14 protein-coding genes are annotated in these 15541 nt (G+C 59.2%); 1 reads left to right on the forward strand and 13 read right to left on the reverse strand.

Features of this window, described 5'->3' with window-relative positions; all coding sequences use genetic code 11:
- Positions 1 to 439: 439 nt before the first annotated feature.
- Genes metC through AC19YQ_RS09410 form a run of 6 tightly spaced genes read right to left on the reverse strand, consistent with a single transcriptional unit; the run spans position 440 to position 7119 of the window.
- Positions 440 to 3226: a cystathionine beta-lyase gene (gene metC / locus AC19YQ_RS09385; protein WP_500594990.1), complete on the reverse strand. Its 2787-nt coding sequence runs from the start codon at positions 3224 to 3226 to the stop codon at positions 440 to 442.
- 40 nt (positions 3227 to 3266) lie between these two features.
- A complete protein-coding gene (locus AC19YQ_RS09390; RefSeq protein ID WP_500594991.1) occupies positions 3267 to 3863 on the reverse strand; it encodes a cysteine dioxygenase family protein in 597 nt (198 codons plus the stop codon).
- 17 nt (positions 3864 to 3880) lie between these two features.
- Positions 3881 to 4717: an amino acid ABC transporter ATP-binding protein gene (locus tag AC19YQ_RS09395; protein ID WP_500594992.1), complete on the reverse strand. Its 837-nt coding sequence runs from the start codon at positions 4715 to 4717 to the stop codon at positions 3881 to 3883.
- Positions 4704 to 5492: an amino acid ABC transporter permease gene (locus AC19YQ_RS09400; protein WP_500594993.1), complete on the reverse strand. Its 789-nt coding sequence runs from the start codon at positions 5490 to 5492 to the stop codon at positions 4704 to 4706. The genes AC19YQ_RS09395 and AC19YQ_RS09400 overlap by 14 nt, the downstream gene beginning before the upstream one ends.
- The gene (locus tag AC19YQ_RS09405; protein WP_339478181.1) at positions 5482 to 6216 is read right to left on the reverse strand and encodes an amino acid ABC transporter permease; all 735 of its coding nucleotides are present in this window, start codon (positions 6214 to 6216) and stop codon (positions 5482 to 5484) included. Before AC19YQ_RS09405 ends, AC19YQ_RS09400 begins: the two co-directional genes overlap by 11 nt.
- 60 nt (positions 6217 to 6276) lie before the next feature.
- The gene (locus AC19YQ_RS09410) at positions 6277 to 7119 is read right to left on the reverse strand and encodes a transporter substrate-binding domain-containing protein (protein WP_133076097.1); all 843 of its coding nucleotides are present in this window, start codon (positions 7117 to 7119) and stop codon (positions 6277 to 6279) included.
- A 244-nt stretch (positions 7120 to 7363) separates the two neighbouring features.
- Here AC19YQ_RS09410 and AC19YQ_RS09415 point away from each other — a divergent pair, with 244 nt between their 5' ends.
- Positions 7364 to 8215 (forward strand): LysR substrate-binding domain-containing protein, encoded by an 852-nt coding sequence (locus AC19YQ_RS09415; protein ID WP_219261046.1) that lies wholly within the window; start codon positions 7364 to 7366, stop codon positions 8213 to 8215.
- Positions 8216 to 8781: 566 nt separating this feature from the next.
- Here the strand turns inward: AC19YQ_RS09415 and AC19YQ_RS09420 are convergent.
- The 7 genes from AC19YQ_RS09420 to AC19YQ_RS09450 form a co-directional block, all read right to left on the reverse strand.
- A complete protein-coding gene (locus AC19YQ_RS09420; RefSeq protein ID WP_409497622.1) occupies positions 8782 to 9072 on the reverse strand; it encodes a hypothetical protein in 291 nt (96 codons plus the stop codon).
- A 311-nt stretch (positions 9073 to 9383) separates the two neighbouring features.
- Entirely contained in the window at positions 9384 to 9878 is a 495-nt protein-coding gene (locus AC19YQ_RS09425) for a lysis protein (RefSeq protein WP_237148514.1), read from the reverse strand.
- Positions 9875 to 10408 carry a glycoside hydrolase family 19 protein gene (locus AC19YQ_RS09430; RefSeq protein WP_237148513.1) on the reverse strand — a complete coding sequence of 178 codons (534 nt, stop codon included), beginning with the start codon at positions 10406 to 10408 and terminating at the stop codon, positions 9875 to 9877. The genes AC19YQ_RS09425 and AC19YQ_RS09430 overlap by 4 nt, the downstream gene beginning before the upstream one ends.
- A gap of 324 nt (positions 10409 to 10732) precedes the next feature.
- Positions 10733 to 11770 (reverse strand): phage late control D family protein, encoded by a 1038-nt coding sequence (locus AC19YQ_RS09435; protein ID WP_500594994.1) that lies wholly within the window; start codon positions 11768 to 11770, stop codon positions 10733 to 10735.
- A gap of 68 nt (positions 11771 to 11838) precedes the next feature.
- Positions 11839 to 12048 (reverse strand): tail protein X, encoded by a 210-nt coding sequence (locus tag AC19YQ_RS09440; RefSeq protein WP_095025326.1) that lies wholly within the window; start codon positions 12046 to 12048, stop codon positions 11839 to 11841.
- Positions 12023 to 12868 carry a phage tail protein gene (locus AC19YQ_RS09445; RefSeq protein WP_016781365.1) on the reverse strand — a complete coding sequence of 282 codons (846 nt, stop codon included), beginning with the start codon at positions 12866 to 12868 and terminating at the stop codon, positions 12023 to 12025. The genes AC19YQ_RS09440 and AC19YQ_RS09445 overlap by 26 nt, the downstream gene beginning before the upstream one ends.
- A gap of 9 nt (positions 12869 to 12877) precedes the next feature.
- Positions 12878 to 15511 carry a phage tail tape measure protein gene (locus AC19YQ_RS09450; RefSeq protein WP_500594995.1) on the reverse strand — a complete coding sequence of 878 codons (2634 nt, stop codon included), beginning with the start codon at positions 15509 to 15511 and terminating at the stop codon, positions 12878 to 12880.
- Positions 15512 to 15541: the final 30 nt, after the last annotated feature.

Here is a 15541-nt window from a genome sequence, read left to right on the forward strand (position 1 = left end):
TGCGGGCTAGAAAATGGCACCTGATGCTCCCATGACACCCCGGACGCCAACACAACTTACAACCGGCAAGCTCTGGGCATGTCCCCCCGCCTTGCACCGTTACGGCATGAACTTTAAGGAAAAACGCCGCCGACCTCATCATGAGAGAGCGGCGTCTTTCTTGGCTAGAGTCAGCCAGGCACCAAACACCTTTGAGTGACTGTAAAGGCTACTGACTCCAGACGATTCACAATGACTGATCCCAGTTAGTCATCAAAAAACTGAACACGGCAAACACGACCAGAACAATGACAAATATGTGTTTCTTATGGATTTTAGTTTTCATATCGCTCCCCTTTTTGGTCTAAAAATGCCTCGGTAGCCCAAGCCAGGGATTGAGCATAGCTAATCAGGCCAAACCGTTGTGCCTTTGCTCCTCGAAAACACTGCCTTAACGTTTTTATCGGCGCGAAAGCTCGTCCAAAGGCTTGCCCCTACCCTTCTCCAAAGCCGCAAACCCGCGCTGCAGATCCTCGATCAAGGCGGCGACATCCTCCAGCCCGATATGCAAGCGCAACACAGGGTTCAGTGAGCGATCAGCCGCACTGTTGCGATCTTGTGTATCGGCTACGGTAATCAGACTTTCAAAACCGCCCCAGGAAGCCCCCAACCCGAACACCTGCAGCGCATCAATGAAGCGTTCAACACAGGCGGTGTCCGTGTCGTTCAGCTCAAAAGACAGCAAGCCATTGCTGCCCGTGAAATCCCGCTTCCAACAAGCATGATCAGGATGATCGGGCAAAGCCGGATGGAACACACGTTTCACCTGCGGTTGCGCCTGCAACCAATGGGCGACTTCCAGGGCCTGGCGCTCATGCACTTCCAGTCGGGGCGCCAGGGTTCGAGCGCCGCGCAGGACCAGGTAGGCATCATCGGGGCTGACCGTTGCTCCAAAGTTGTCGCTCATTGAAGCGAGTGCCGGCCATGCCTCTTCACGGGTGCAGACACTGCCCATGAGCACGTCGCTATGACCGCTCAGGTACTTGGTCAGCGCCATGATCGAGATGTCTGCGCCAAGCGCCAGCGGTCGGTACAGATAACCCGAGCCCCAGGTGTTGTCGACGGCCACCAGGATGCCGCGCTTTTTGCACAGCGCCACAATGGCCGGCAAATCGCACAGTTCATACAGCAATGAGCCTGGCACTTCGGTGTAGATCATTTTGGTGTTGGCTTGCAGTTGAGCCTCAAGGTCGTGGCCGTTCGCAGCGAAATAGCTGACCTCAATACCGAAAGGCTGGAGAAACTCCCGCGCCAGACGCCGCACCGGCGCGTACACCGCATCGGTAATCAGCACATGATCACCGGGCCGCAGGTACGCCACAAACACCTGCGCCACAGCCGCCAGGCCGGTACCGAACAACCGCGTGCGGTACCCCCCCTCCAGCTCAGTGACCAGGTCTTCGAGGGCGAACGCCGTCGGGTTGCCGCGAGCACCGTAGCTGAGCACGCGCTCATGATCGCGCCGGGCCCGGGCGTCACGCATCTGTGCCAGGTTATCGAACAGTACGGTGCTCAGACGAGTGACCGGCACATTGACCGCCCGCCCGCCGATACCCTGGGCCCGTGCCGCATGCACCAAGCGCGTGCGCACCCGTTCATCTGGACGTACTGTCGGCTGCAAAGGATTGAGGCTGGCGATTTCGTCGGCGCTCATTTGCGCCAGCAGACCGATTTCCCAGGCAAGGTACTGGCGCGCCGCATCCTTGTTGCCCGTGTGGCGATCATGGGTGAAGAACAGAAAATCGATGCATTGATCATCGGTTGGACTGTCCGGGCTTTCCTCCACGGCGAATCCTGCTGCACGCCAGGCCTCGAGTCCGCCGTCCAGCAATTGCACGTGCGCACGCAGGGCTTCGGGCAATTCACGGGCGGCTAACGCAGCGAGTTGCGCTTGATCAGCCAACAGCACAACCGGTCGCTGTTCACCCGCCACATGCTGCGCAAGCAACGAGCGGATCGACCAGCGTGAACCGGCAATATGGCCTTTGCGATAGGCACTGCTCGCACGCAGGTCGATCAACGCAACCGCCTTGTCTTTCAGTGCATCCGCCAGTGCCTGCGCCGAGATCAATGGCAGCGCCTCATGGCCGACCACATCGCCTTCGGGTAACGCCAGACCGCTGTTCACGCCCTCTGCCAGCAGATACACCTCATGGCCCGACTGGCGCAGCCAGCTCGCAACAATCGGCGCACGTACGCCATCGCTGTCAATCAGCACCACCCGCGCCTGGCGCACACCGATATACAGGTCGGTCGATTGAATCAGCTGTCCGCCCGGCGTATGTTGCGCGCCGGTCAGGCTGCCCGCGGCAAACTCCTCTGCAGTGCGCACATCACACAGGAACAGGCTGCGCCGCGCATCCGCAGCCCACTGCTCAACCTGGACCGCGGCTACCGTTTTCACCCCCGCCCGTTCCGCCAGTTGCGAAGCGGCCAGCCGCTGCACAGGCAATGATGCCGTGGACACCCCATCGGCATAGCGACGGCGGCTGCCGTGCTCCAGCTCAAAGTCTTCAAGATCCCAACCCTGAGTGCCGTTTTCCAGGGCATAGACCGGATTCTTCACCCCCAGATTGATGAGGGTTTGTGCGCCGATGATGCTGCGGGTTCGCCCGGCGCAGTTGACCACGATCGGTGTTTTTTCGTCCGCCACCAGGTCATGGATGCGATACCCCAACTCACCGTTCGGGCAGCACACAGAACCCGGAATGGTCATTTTTCGGTATTCATCGAACGGACGACCGTCGAGTAGCACCAAAGGCTCGCCCCGGCTTTGCCAGTCGGCCAGTTGTTGTGCGGTGACATGGGGCGTATGGCTGACCTGTTCGACCAATTCGCCAAATGCCTTGGACGGTACATGCACCCCGGCAAACAACTGATAACCAGCTGCCTGCCAGCCATCGGCACCGCCCTGAAGCACGTGTACGCGTTCATACCCCAACGCCTGGAGGCGCCGGGCTGAACGTGCCGCAACATCGCTGCCGTTCTGGTCGTAGATCACCAGTCGCACCTGCAGGTTGGGCGCCAGTCGCCGGACCTCCAGTTCCAATCGGCTGTACGGCAGGTTGACCCCGAAAAACAGATGGGCCTCTCCATACTGGCCATGCTCGCGCACATCAAACAGGGCGATTTCCTGCCCGTCGAACAGCCACTGCTGCAAGTGTCCCGGGGTTACGGTCTGGCTCATGGGAATTCCGTTAAAAAATGATGGATGCGCCGCAAAGCGCTTATGCATAGGCCTTGATCGACGGCGCCATTTGCGAGGCGTTGTAATTGAGAATGCGCCCGTCGGCCTCGACGCCGTAGCGACCATTGAGCGACTCCAGCGGCAAACCGTAGAGATGGAAATGCAGGGTCGCCTGCTCGCCTTCGACGCGAATGCCGTGCAGGTCGTCGCCCAGAAACGAAATCGACGTGCCAGGTTGCACGACCACTTCCTGCTGCAGGTGCAATGTCGTGAACCCTGGCTCGCGACCTTCGTCGTCACGGCCATACACGTAGTTGATCTCCTGGCCTTCAACAGCGCTGATGATTGCCCAGGTTTCATGGTTGTGAGCAATCGTGCTTTTGCCTGGCAACAACGAGTTCAGGTACAGCGTTGGGGTGTCGCCATCGTCATTCAGGCGGTAGCGAAACGCGGTGGTACCCTGCCCCGGCACCGGTGCCGGGAATTCATCGAAATTGAACAGATCACGACGCTCGGCCAGTGCCTCGAGCAGGGTAACGATGTGCACCAGTGCAGAACGGTCGACACCGGATTGGTTAATGACACGGATTTTCTTCAGGAAATCCTCGATGATGGCGGCACGGTTTTCGGTACTCATTGGCAGGCTCCTCGTTATTAGACAGACAAGCTGTAGCGACCCAGGTTGGTCAGCAGGTACGGATCGTTGGCAACGACGGGACGGCGTCCCGGATCGCCCAAGGCATGCCGCAGGAATGCCTGGGTGCGCACGCTGGCTGGGCGTTGAAAAATCTGTTCGGCGCTGCCGTGCTCGACGATCACGCCGTTTTCGGTGAAGTAAACAATGTCACTGATCTCTTCGGCGAAACGCATCTCATGGGTGACCAACACGCACGTCATGCCCTCTTCGGTCAACTCGCGAATCACCGTCAGTACTTCGCCGACGGTTTCAGGATCGAGGGCAGAGGTCACTTCATCGAACAGGATCAGTTCCGGGCGCATCGCCAGGGCCCGGGCAATTGCCACGCGCTGTTGCTGGCCCCCGGACAGTTGTCCCGGATAGGCATCGGCCTTGTGCTCCATGCGCACTTTGGCCAGCAAGGCGCGGGCGTCTTTTTCGGCATCGGCGCGACTGCGCCCCAGCACTTTGCGTGGCGCGATCACCAGGTTCTCCAGCACTGATAGATGCGGGAACAAGTTGTACTGTTGAAAGACAAACCCCACGCGCTTGCGCAACTCGATGCGCTGCGGTTCCTGGGCCATCGTGTGTACCTCGGCGGCACCGACGCGCAGGGTGCCGCGCTGGGGCTGCAACAGCCCGGTGATGCAGCGCAGGATGGTCGATTTGCCAGACCCCGATGGGCCGATGATCGACACCGCCTGACCTCGATACACGTCCAGATCAATGCCCTTGAGCACCGGGTTACCGCCAAACGACAGGTGTACATCGCGCAGGCTGACCAGAGGCTCGGCGACGGTTTCAATAGAAGGCATAACGTCGCTCCAGGCGCTGGGTGAGACGGGAAATCGGATAGCAATATGCAAAGAACATCACCAGCAGACTCAGGTAAACCACCACGGTGAAGCCGGTCATGTTCACGGTGTTACTGGCAATCTGGGCGGTATCGATCACGTCGTGCACGCCCACAAGCGAGGCCAGCGCCGTGCCCATGGTGATCACCGCATACAGGTTCATCCACGGCGGCAACATGCGCTTGAAGCACTGGGGCAGAATGATCGAGCTGAAAATCTGCCAGCGTGTAAACGCCAGGGATCGCGCTGCTTCCCACTGCGTGCTCGGGATCGAAGCAATGGCGCCGCGGAAGATTTCAGCGACGTTGGCACTGGCCGGCAAGGCCAGCCCGATCGTTACCTTGACCCAGTCCGGAAACGGAAGGTAGGCGCTCCCGATCTTGATCTCGAACGGGAATACATAAGTGGTGAAATAGATCAGCACCAGCCAGGGCGCATTGCGAAAAACGTGCACCCAGATTCGCGCAGGCTTTCGCAGCACCCACAATGGCGACAAGGCCAACGCCCCCACCAGCAACCCCAGCACTGAACCCAGCGTGATGGCGACCAGGCTGATCAGAATGTTCTGGCCAAAGCCCGCAGCCAAGGCTGGCGACCATTGCACAAGTGCTTTCAACACCGGGCTTTGCGGGGTAAACCACAACAGCCAGAATACGGCGCCGAGCAACAGCAGCAGCGTGCCCAAATGCCGTCGCGACCAGGCCACTGATGCAGTGACAGACGATTCAATGGCCATAGCCGGGCATCCTCAGGCGCGCTTCCAGATAGCGCCCCACTCCATTGACGATAAAACTCAGCAGACCAAAAAAGCTCAGGATCAGGATCATCAGTTCCAATACGTTATCGCTCTGCGTCCAGATCATGATCGACGCGTAGGTGATGTCGCCGACGGCAATTGCCGAGGCGACGGCGGTCATCTTTACCAGGTCGATCAGGTTGTTGATCAACGACGGCAATGCGAAGCGCAGGGCCAACGGCAACTGCACGTGCCATAGCAACTGGCGGCTGCTGAATGCCAACGAACTGGCGGCTTCCAGCGTCACTGCCGGCACAGCTTCGATGCCCGCACGCAGGGCCTCTGCATGAAAGGCCCCCTTGTGCAGCGAGATCACGATCACCACCCAGGCAAAGGGCGTCAGCGGGTTCGCCGCACCGACCGCCTGGGTCAGCAACATGTTCAACACGAGGAAGGCGCAATACAGCTGCACCAGAGTCGGCGTGTTGCGGGTGACTTCGACGAACACCCGCGCAGGTTTTGCCAGCCACGGGTTGCCCGATGTCAGCATGGCCGCCAGTCCAACCCCGGCGAGCAAACTGCCGATGATGGTAAACAGGCACAACCACACCGTGGTCAACGCCCCTTGCACAAGGGTGCCCCGCTGATAGGCATCCAGCAGAAAGTTGTAGTTCAGACCAAACCCGGCGGCCCAGTGGACGAAAAGCTCCAGCCAATGACTCATGGGCAACTACCTTGGAGAGCAGCCGCAATGCGGCGACCTGTTAAATACGATGAGGGGGAATCAGGCGCCGTCGCCCTGGAACTGCTTTTGCAATTCGACCAGTGCAGGTGACGCGGGGGTGATGTGATTGCGGGTCTGGGCTTCGATCAACCAGCCGCTGCGGTGCAGCTCCTTGACGATCGGGTCAAGCCTGGCCTGGGTGTCGCTTTCACCACGACGCGTCCAGATCACGGACGGTGCCGGGTTGAGCTCCGGACTTAGGGCACGATAGCCTTGCCATTCGGGGTTGTCGGCGATTAACGGGTTGATCAGTGTGGCGTCATGTACCGCCGCAACGCAGTTACTGCCACGCAGTGCCAACAAGGATTCGGATGAACTTTTGAACGCCTTCAACTCAACGCCCAACTCGGTCAGCGGCTTGATGTAGCTGCTGCCTTGAGAGGTGCAGACGGGTTGCCCCTTCAGGTCTTCCCAACGAGTGATCTTGCTGTCCTTGAGCACCGCGGCGGTACCGCCAACCCGGTAAAACGGTGTCGGTACAAACCCGAGGATTTCGCCGCGCTCTGGCGTCCATTCCATGTTGGCGATCAGCAAGTCCACTTTGCCCTGCTGTAGAAATTGCACACGGTTGGCAGGTAATACCGGCACCAGTTGCACTTCAACATTCAACTGCCGACCCAGTTCCTGAGCGAGTTCAACGTTCAAGCCGCGCGGCTTCTGAGTGCTCGGGTCTATCCCGCCAAAGGGGCCGCCTGACAGCAGCACGCCAACGGCCAACACATGACGCTGCTCGATCTTGTCCAGTGTCGCGTCAGCCTGGACAGCGGTGCTGGCCGCCAATGAGACCAGGGCGCCCAACAGTACAGGCAATAGACGTCTTACAGGCGCGCGCTCAAGCAACATGGATTTCCCCTCATGAATGACCGGGAAAAGCCCGATCCAATAAGTGGACATCCTGCGTACAGCACGGAGGTAACGGAAATACAAATATCTAATATCGTTATAACTGAGCCGGTTTCAATTTTTAGACAAATGCTTATAAGCCTGGATTTACGGGCCAATGTGAGTATTCAAAGAAATAACTTCGTGCAAACACATAAAAATATGTAATGTTTAGGTTCTCACTCCTGATATAAAAAAAGCCTCCATGTCGACCCTGGATCTCGAGTTACTGCGCACCTTCATTGCCGTGGTCGACCACCACAGCTTTGCCGAGGCCGGCGTGCAACTGGCCCGCACACAATCGTCGGTCACTCAGCACATGCAACGCCTGGAGCAACAGGTCGGGGTTAGCCTGTTTGAAAAGCGCGGCCGACAAAAACAGCTCACGGAAGCCGGACAGCAGTTGCTACGCCATGCCCGCCAGATGCTCTCGCTCAACAATGATGCGCTGAATTCCTTGCGCGAAAGCAGCTTGAGCGGCGTGCTGCGCATTGGCTCACCCCATGACATCGCGGACACCATCCTGCCCCCCATCCTGAGCCACATCGCGCGCTCGGCGCCGCGTTTGCGCCTGGAAATCGACGTCGGCAGAAGCCCTTTCCTGATGGACGACCTGCATCGGGGCAAGGTGGACATGGTGATTTCCACTCGCGAAGACCCGAACCTGGAAGGCTTTGCCCTGCGCACCTCACCTGTATGGTGGATTTGCTCCGCGCAGTACCTTCACACCCCCGGGGAGCCGATACCGTTGATTCTGGTGGATGAGCCCAGCATCTATCGACGATATGCCCTTGAGGCACTGGAGAGCGCCAACATTGCTTGGCGCCAGGCTTACCTGGCATCGAACCTGATCGGCATCAAGGCGGCAACACGGGCAGGCCTTGGCGTCACTGCCAGAAGCATGGAAATGCTGGGCCCGGATATGCGGGTGCTGGGTGAAAGCGATGGTTTGCCCCGCCTGCCGGACGTCACCTACTACCTGTGGATTCGGCCCAACACCCTGAACCCCCTGGTTCGTCGAGCCTATGAGTTGATTCGTAGCCACCGCGGGCACTGAGTGCCGCTGAAGCCTGCGGCACAGGTCAGCCTGTACGAACAAATCGAGGGGCAACGGCGTCGCTGCCCCTTGATAATGGATCAGACTCACTAAAACGAAGGCACAAAAAAAAGGGCACCGCGTTAGCGTATGCCCTTTTTTATCGAATCTTGGCGGGAAACCAGGGATTCGAACCCTGGGAACGCTATTAACGTTCGCCGGTTTTCAAGACCGGTATAAAGACCGCGACGGGCCATGGCCTAGAGCCTATTTTCCTTTCCGAAACTTTTTGTTTTCAGCGCCTCTGTAGACTGCATTCTATAAGGCCTCAACATCTAGTATCGGAACTGATTTTCACTCTTCCTACGGCGTCCTGCCGACCAAACAACCTCCCTTTGTTTCAGCAAAAAAGATACACCTAGAAGCCTAGCACCCCATGCTTGCATAGCTCCTAAAAGCCCTATGAAATCATGGCTTTGCATCTCGCGCTCGCTGCAACGACGCCCCACGATGCTCTACCATGATGAGCTATTCCCCGAATTTCCCCCGACGCACTATTCTCTCTTCCCCCGGCCTCCTGCCAAAGTTCACCTATCCCTTTTTGCGAAAAAAGAAACATCGTCGGGATCAATTACATGACCCAGAAATAGCCCGGCGCGGTCAGCCTCCTCCCACTCAACTAATCCCCAAAGCCTGGCTGCGTCAGCAAGCTCTAGCATTTCAGATAGCTCATCACTGCGCACCTGACGGCGCTCATGAGCGAGCATCGCTAGATCTACAAGCTTGCGCCAATGACCCTCAGGGTCGGTAACCAAGTCGAATTGTTGCTTGCTCGCGGCTTGCCAGTCAGCAAGCGGGTTTTCAACGTAGCGCTTCATTTTAAAATACTGTACTTATGAACAGTATTTGTAACAGCTTCGCATGAATGGATAAAGCTCCGCTCAGCGGAGGGCGACTCTCCGTCATGCCGGCCGAACACAATCCGCCTATAGCAGTAATGAACAATCAGCTCAGCGCTGGTAATCTCGGCGCCACGTTCGTCCGACATTAAGGGATGGAGGCGAAAATAGAAGCCCTGGAGTCGCGAACCTCCGGGGCTTTGCTTTTTGCGCTGGTTGGCAGATAAGCCCTATTCCGTTTTTTCTACATGAATTGAGGTCGTGCTAATTTTTACGACCACGAATGTAGGTCACTGACACACCCTCAACACATACTCCTGCAACCCCTTCAAGGCTGCCCGGTCTTTGATGATCCTTGCCCTGATATCGAAAACAGTTCGTCCAGCAACTCCAGCGAGTTCGACGGTTCCACCATCATCCAGGCGGGCGGTGCTGGTAGTATCGGGCAGATTGCCGCTACTGGCACTACAACGCCCTGCGATGCGCAGCCGGCGATCACCAGCGGCAACATCAGCATGCAGCCTTTCATTTTCAGCGAGAGCACTCGTCTTCTCCTTGGTTGCTTTGGCGTCGAGTTCGGCCAGGGCCTTTTGAGTGGCCTGCTGTTTCTCTATTGCCTGCCGTGCCTGAGCGGCGGCAGCGTTGGAAATGGTAATCAGGTCGGTTTGATATGACATGCTCAGGTCGGCCAGTTGCTTGCCGTAGCGCCAAGAGCTCACTGTCCATGTGGAAAAACAAGCAATGGACATCAGCAGTACAATCCCTATCCAGCGCCCCGGACTCACGCCAACACCTTGAGCGCCTTGGCGTACAGCGCCTGCCGATCGGCCGCGCCATTCTGACCACCGTTGATGCGCTGGGTGATCTTGTCGAACTGGCCCGCGTCGGCCAAGGTGCTGAGACCCCTGCTCGCCCAGAACCATGCCGCCGACATACAAGCGTGCTGCGGCTTCTCCAGCAGCTCTGGCTCATTGATCAAGTCGAGGGCCAGCGCTTCGCCGCACGCTTTGTAGTTGGCGCGACCAGTGATCTGAATCAGGCCACGGCCGCGATACTTGGAGCCGTCACCCGCCACGGTATTACCCAAGTCTGCCCTGCCCTCGTAACGGGCCTGCGCTTTGGTTGGGCCCCATATCTCTTTCACATACTTGAGCTGGCCAGACTCATGACCGATCTGAGCAACGAATGCCGCCACGCGTTTCAAACCAACGATCTGGTAGTGGTTCATGGCGGTGTTTAGTGCTGACACAAAAACGCCGGCTGACTGGCCGGCGTTAGGAAAAATATGCAGCAATTGCTGCTTTGAAATAGGCATAAGGCCTCCAGTTTTTACAAATATTTAATATTTAGAGCTATACCATTCGTTAGTGGCTATTTGATATTGTTCCAACTCCAAAAATAATTACCCGGAAGCAACGTCATGAGTACGGCCTCTAAACGTGGATGGATGTGGGCGTATCGCAAGATACGTGATCTTCACTGCTCTCGATTGACTGCGATCTACAGAGCGACTCTGTATGCAGTTCGAGGCGATACGGGGACTTTTCCCAGCACGTTAACTCAGCGAAAAATTCATATTCGCCGCTGACGACTGGGCTTATCACCACCTTAAAAGAGTCCAGATGTGAAGGTCGTCGGGTTAGAGCTGAACGATTTTCAGGGTCTTTTCAGGCTTCTTGCCTTTGACCTTGGCCTTACCCTTCTTGCCGGCATTGCACTCGATCGTGGTCGACCAGCCGGATTGGGTGAATACCTGTTCCCGGGAGTCCACCAGATACTCACCATCGAGCCCGTCCTTGAACCCCTGTGCGTTGATCATCCGTTCTGCGAACAGATCAGAGCGTCCGGGCATTTCCAGCCGCACACCTGCAGTCGAGCGGTTGAACGCAGCCAAGCGCGCCTTGGCGGCCTGCTCGGCGGCGGTCTTGTTCGGGTGGATATGCCGATCGGTATGCACCGGCGGCAGTCCGTCCGGGGCGTCGTCGTTGTTCAGATTCACCACCGCCAGTTTGCCGGTGGCTTTGTCCTGGTACTTGGTGCTGACGGCCTTGTGGGTCGATCGGTCGCCCAGCCGAAAGCTGTAGCGGCTGACGTCTGTCTTGTTGATGGTCACGACACCCAGTGTCTTGCCGCTGGCCGTGATACCGCCCTGACGCGGCATCACGATCAACTTGCCGTCTGCGACCTTGGCCGTGCAGTCGTGCTGTCGGGCCAGCCGGGTGATGAAATTGAAGTCTGATTCCCCCAGCTGGTCCGCCCGGGGCACGATCGTGGCCACCGTACAGGCTGGCTCCCAGCCGTTACGCCGCGCCACGGCGCTGACAATGGTGGCCAGGCTATCGCCCTCCCAGCTACCGCTTCGGGTCGTCTTGCCGCTGCCACGCATGTCGCTGGCCTTGCCGCGTATCACCAGCGTATCCGGCGGGCCGGAGACTTCGACCTCATCGACCACATAGCGACCCTCCCGGGACAAGGTCGACCCGGCATAGCCCAGATAGATTTCGATGCTGGCACCGCGAGACGGCAACGTCACGGCGCTGTCGCGGTCATCAATGCGCAACTCAAACTCGTCCGACTCCATCCCGGGCTTGTCCGAGGTGCGCAACAGAATCAGCCGGTCGTTGATCATCCGGGTGATATCGCTGCCATCGGCGACGATGCGAAAAACGGGCGTCATATCCAGCTCCAACAAAAAGCCCCGCACAAAGGCGGGGCTCAGGTTTTAAGGCGCGTTACGCGTAACGCTCAGCTCCAGAGCTGGACGGCCTGCTCATCGCTGGCCATCGCCAAGTCCGGCAACACGATCAGCACGCCGCCCCGATACGGCTCCGGTTCGGCTGCCAACCCGGGGTTGGCTTCCAGCACCGCATCCACGCTGCCATTGAGGTGGCCATAGGCGTTGTGGCAAATGGTGTACAGCTTGTCGCCATCAAGTGTTCTGCAGGTCCTCGCCATATCGGACGAACTCCAAACTAAAGCCCTGCTTGCGGGGAATTCCGCCCTGCAGGAACGCGCTCTGATCCTCGGTGATCGAGGTCAAACACCAATCCCCCAGGACAAAACCATAGCCCGTGGTGAGCCCCAGAGGCACCAACAACCCGCCAATGCTACGCAGGGTGTCCAGTTGCTTGAGACCGCCCCGGTGCCCGGGAAAGATCGAACCTTTGAGGGTGATTTTGTCGTCACCCATGCCCACTGCCTGCTGTGCCGGCCGACGCATCAGGCGCTCTTGCGAGGCCCAACGAAAACCACTCTGCCGGTTCAGTTCCTCAAAAGCCGCCGTGTCCAGGTTGAAGTAGTACGGCGGCGCCTCATGCTTGTGCGGCTGCAGGATCAGCAAGTGGGGGAACGGCTTCACCGCCTCCACTGCCGGGGTGGTATCAGTCGCAAACACGCTGGTGGGCAGGATGTTGCCCAGCGCGGGATTGATCTTGCCGGCAATCTGGTTGATCGCATTTTTGGCCCGCGTAGCCTGCTCGCTGAACACCCCCAGGCGCTGCTCGATCTGCGAGGCAGCGCGGGTGGCTTGGTTATAGACCGCGACCACCGAGCCCACCTTGGACTGTGCCGCGCTGATACTGCGCATGACCCGCTGCAGCTTTTCACCGACCATCGGGCCAATGATCGGCAGGGTCTCCAGCTCCGAAGCGGCGCCGCTGATTTCACTGATAGCACCGTTTACCGGCCCCATCATCCCGTCCAGGCTTCGCCGCCCCGCCTCCCCTGCAGTGGCCAAGTAACTGACGGTGCTTTGCATCTGTTCCATGTAGGCCATATCACCTCCTTACCCGATATGCGGGGCGTCGTATAACTTGCGGTCATTGGCGCGGCGGGCGTCGTCTTCCATCCGCCGGGCAAAGTCCTGGAACTGGCCCTGCATCATCGGCTGCAGCTTGCGCATGAACTCGTCAGGATCTTTGACATCGCCCTGAACGGTGATGGGCATATGCGGGGCAAAGGTGATTTTCTGATCCACCACTGCTGGCTTGGACTCAGGCTTTAGCATCAGCGGCGACGGGGCTTGCGTCCGACCGGACTGCGCCGACATCGAGCGCACCACATCGCCCGGCTCCGCATCACTGCCAAATAGCGACTTGGCAAACGACGACTTGCCGAACATACCGCCCACGGCATCACCACCCATGCCCCCCAGAAACGCGCCGACCAGGCCGCCCATCGCCGTGCCAATGATTGGCACCACGGAGCCGATCGCCGCGCCGGCAGCTGCACCGGCCATCGTGCCCGCCAGTCCGCCTGCAGCACCACCGTAACCCTCGGCCTTCTCTTCGGCCGTTTTGGCCGTGGTGTAGGTGTCAAAGGCCTTGATACCCGCCTCAAATAGCGAGCCGGCCGGGATGGCTTTCCCTGCCTTGCTGATGGTGCCCACGGCGTTCATCAACCGAGCGCCCAAACGCGGCGGCACGGGCGGTGGCGCCGGCGGGCGCGGTGGCCCCCGGCGCCGCGATCGACGGCCACCACGACCACCGCCACCTGGACCACCCCCGCCGAGTTCCCGAGCATTGACCACAAAGACCTTTTGCGTATGGTCAGGCCCGGCCTCATCGTCTCCGCCCTTGGCCTCCCGGATCACATCGAGCAGCTTCAGACCGGTTTCGACCGGGTCCAGTTTGGTATCCGCAGCACCCTCACCCTCCGGCGCGTCGTCCTTGCGACCCATCAGCGCACCGAGGCCGGCCGAGACCAGCGACTTGATCGCGTCACCCTTTCCGTCCCCATCACCGTCACCACCGCCCAGGGCGTCCTTGGCGTTGGTCACAAAGACCGACTGCACACCGGCGCGACCTGCGCCGCCGCCACCCAGTCCGCCCCGGGCCAGATTGACCAGACCCCGACCAATCTTGAACGCGCCCAGCAGACTGGTTACGACGCTGGCTCCGGTGGCTAATGCCGTCAGGCCCATCACCAGCTTGGGCGACTCGTCAGACAGCTTGGTGATGCCCTTGACCACCGTGGTCAGCCCGCTGGCCATCGCATCCGTAACCGGGCGAATGGCATCGCCCACGCTGCGCATGGCATCGTTGCCCGCCTGAATCGTCTCGGCCCATTTTTGCGATGAGGTATCGCGCCGTTCCGACAGGTTTTTATCCAAGATCCCAGAGGCCCCGGACGCCTCGCTTTTAAGTTGCTCGTACAGCGCCTTGTTCTGCACATAGGCGGTCAAAGCCGACTTGACCTGCATGTCGGCAAAGATATCGCCGGTGCGCAGCGCCTGCTCCAGACTGCTGAGCATGGCCTTGGCCTTTTCCGGGTTCGCTTCCTTGCTGATCTGGGCCGTGGCCTCGGCCATCTTGGCGGCTTTCTTCGGGTCGGTGGCTTCGATGTAGCGCTTGGCCAACCCGAAACTGGCTTCCAGCGTGGACATACCACCCTGAATGCCGGTGTTGAGCGAGCCCTGATAATCAATGCCCGCCTTTGAATAGGCATCCACCACTTCGCCGGAGCCGATTTTCTCCATCCAGTTTTTGAGGTTGTTGGCCGCCTCATCGGAGGTGCCGGCAGTTTTCATCTGCACCTGGAGCATCGCGCCCAGCTGCGTCACGGCGTCCATGCCGGTGATGCCCTGTTTCTGCATGCTTGCGAGCAGTTGCGGGAACCAGCGCGCCATGTCGCTGGCCTCAAAGCTGCCCGCCTGCCCTTGGAAAGCCACTGCCTCCAGCGCCTTTTCCAGCATCTTTGGGTCGGTGATGTTGGCGTTACTCTGCAGCGCCTGAATCATCTTGGCGGTGTCGACGCCGCTGGAGCCCTGGCCCACGACGAACTTGGCCGCTACCGGCGCAAACTCCATCGCCTGCTTCAAGTCCATCCCCGCGCCGACCAACTGGTTGACCACATCGGCCACTTCGTTGCGGCCCATGCCGATATCATTCGACGTCGCAATGATGCTGCGCGACATATCGGCCTCTTGCGCCGAACGGGCCACCCCGGCCTTGATCGCAATGTCACGGATGATCGCCTGATAATCGGCGCTGACCTTGGCCGTCACGGCCACCATGCCAGTGGCCACAACACCCTGCGCAACCCCGGCGCGCACCTGCTGCTTGCCCTGATCGATCTGGCCAAAGCCTTTAGCCTTCAGTTCAGCCTTGCGCCCGGCGCGACCCAACCGATCGTATTCCTTGGCCAGCCGGCCGACTTCCACGCCTTCCTTGCGCAGTACGCCAAGGTTTCGCTCCAGCCGGTTCAGCAACGCTTGCGCACCCTTCTCGCCGGCGGCGTGAGACTTTCGCCACTCGTCACGCAGGCGCATGGTTTCGCCGATCGTGCTCTGCAGTACCCGGGCTTTCTTGCCTTGCTCACTGAGCTTTTTGACGCGGCTTTCAACGTCTTTAAAAGCAGCGCCCACGGTCGAGCTGACGGCCCCGCCGATCACCAGACCGAGCTGCATTTTATTTGCCATAGGAATGCCCTGTTACGCGTAACGGAGGGG

The sequence above is a fragment of the Pseudomonas sp. MF06569 genome (genome assembly GCF_059862735.1).

Coding starts and splice junctions, on each gene's coding strand:
- AC19YQ_RS09405 (WP_339478181.1), bottom strand. CDS start 6,216: ATGAGTCATTGGCTGGAGCTTTTCGTCCACTGGGCCGCCGGGTTTGGT.
- AC19YQ_RS09410 (WP_133076097.1), bottom strand. CDS start 7,119: ATGTTGCTTGAGCGCGCGCCTGTAAGACGTCTATTGCCTGTACTGTTG.
- AC19YQ_RS09440 (WP_095025326.1), bottom strand. CDS start 12,048: ATGGCGAGGACCTGCAGAACACTTGATGGCGACAAGCTGTACACCATT.
- AC19YQ_RS09390 (WP_500594991.1), bottom strand. CDS start 3,863: ATGAGTACCGAAAACCGTGCCGCCATCATCGAGGATTTCCTGAAGAAA.
- AC19YQ_RS09420 (WP_409497622.1), bottom strand. CDS start 9,072: ATGAAGCGCTACGTTGAAAACCCGCTTGCTGACTGGCAAGCCGCGAGC.
- AC19YQ_RS09430 (WP_237148513.1), bottom strand. CDS start 10,408: ATGCCTATTTCAAAGCAGCAATTGCTGCATATTTTTCCTAACGCCGGC.
- AC19YQ_RS09400 (WP_500594993.1), bottom strand. CDS start 5,492: ATGGCCATTGAATCGTCTGTCACTGCATCAGTGGCCTGGTCGCGACGG.
- AC19YQ_RS09450 (WP_500594995.1), bottom strand. CDS start 15,511: ATGGCAAATAAAATGCAGCTCGGTCTGGTGATCGGCGGGGCCGTCAGC.
- AC19YQ_RS09435 (WP_500594994.1), bottom strand. CDS start 11,770: ATGACGCCCGTTTTTCGCATCGTCGCCGATGGCAGCGATATCACCCGG.
- AC19YQ_RS09415 (WP_219261046.1), top strand. CDS start 7,364: ATGTCGACCCTGGATCTCGAGTTACTGCGCACCTTCATTGCCGTGGTC.
- AC19YQ_RS09395 (WP_500594992.1), bottom strand. CDS start 4,717: ATGCCTTCTATTGAAACCGTCGCCGAGCCTCTGGTCAGCCTGCGCGAT.
- metC (WP_500594990.1), bottom strand. CDS start 3,226: ATGAGCCAGACCGTAACCCCGGGACACTTGCAGCAGTGGCTGTTCGAC.
- AC19YQ_RS09445 (WP_016781365.1), bottom strand. CDS start 12,868: ATGGCCTACATGGAACAGATGCAAAGCACCGTCAGTTACTTGGCCACT.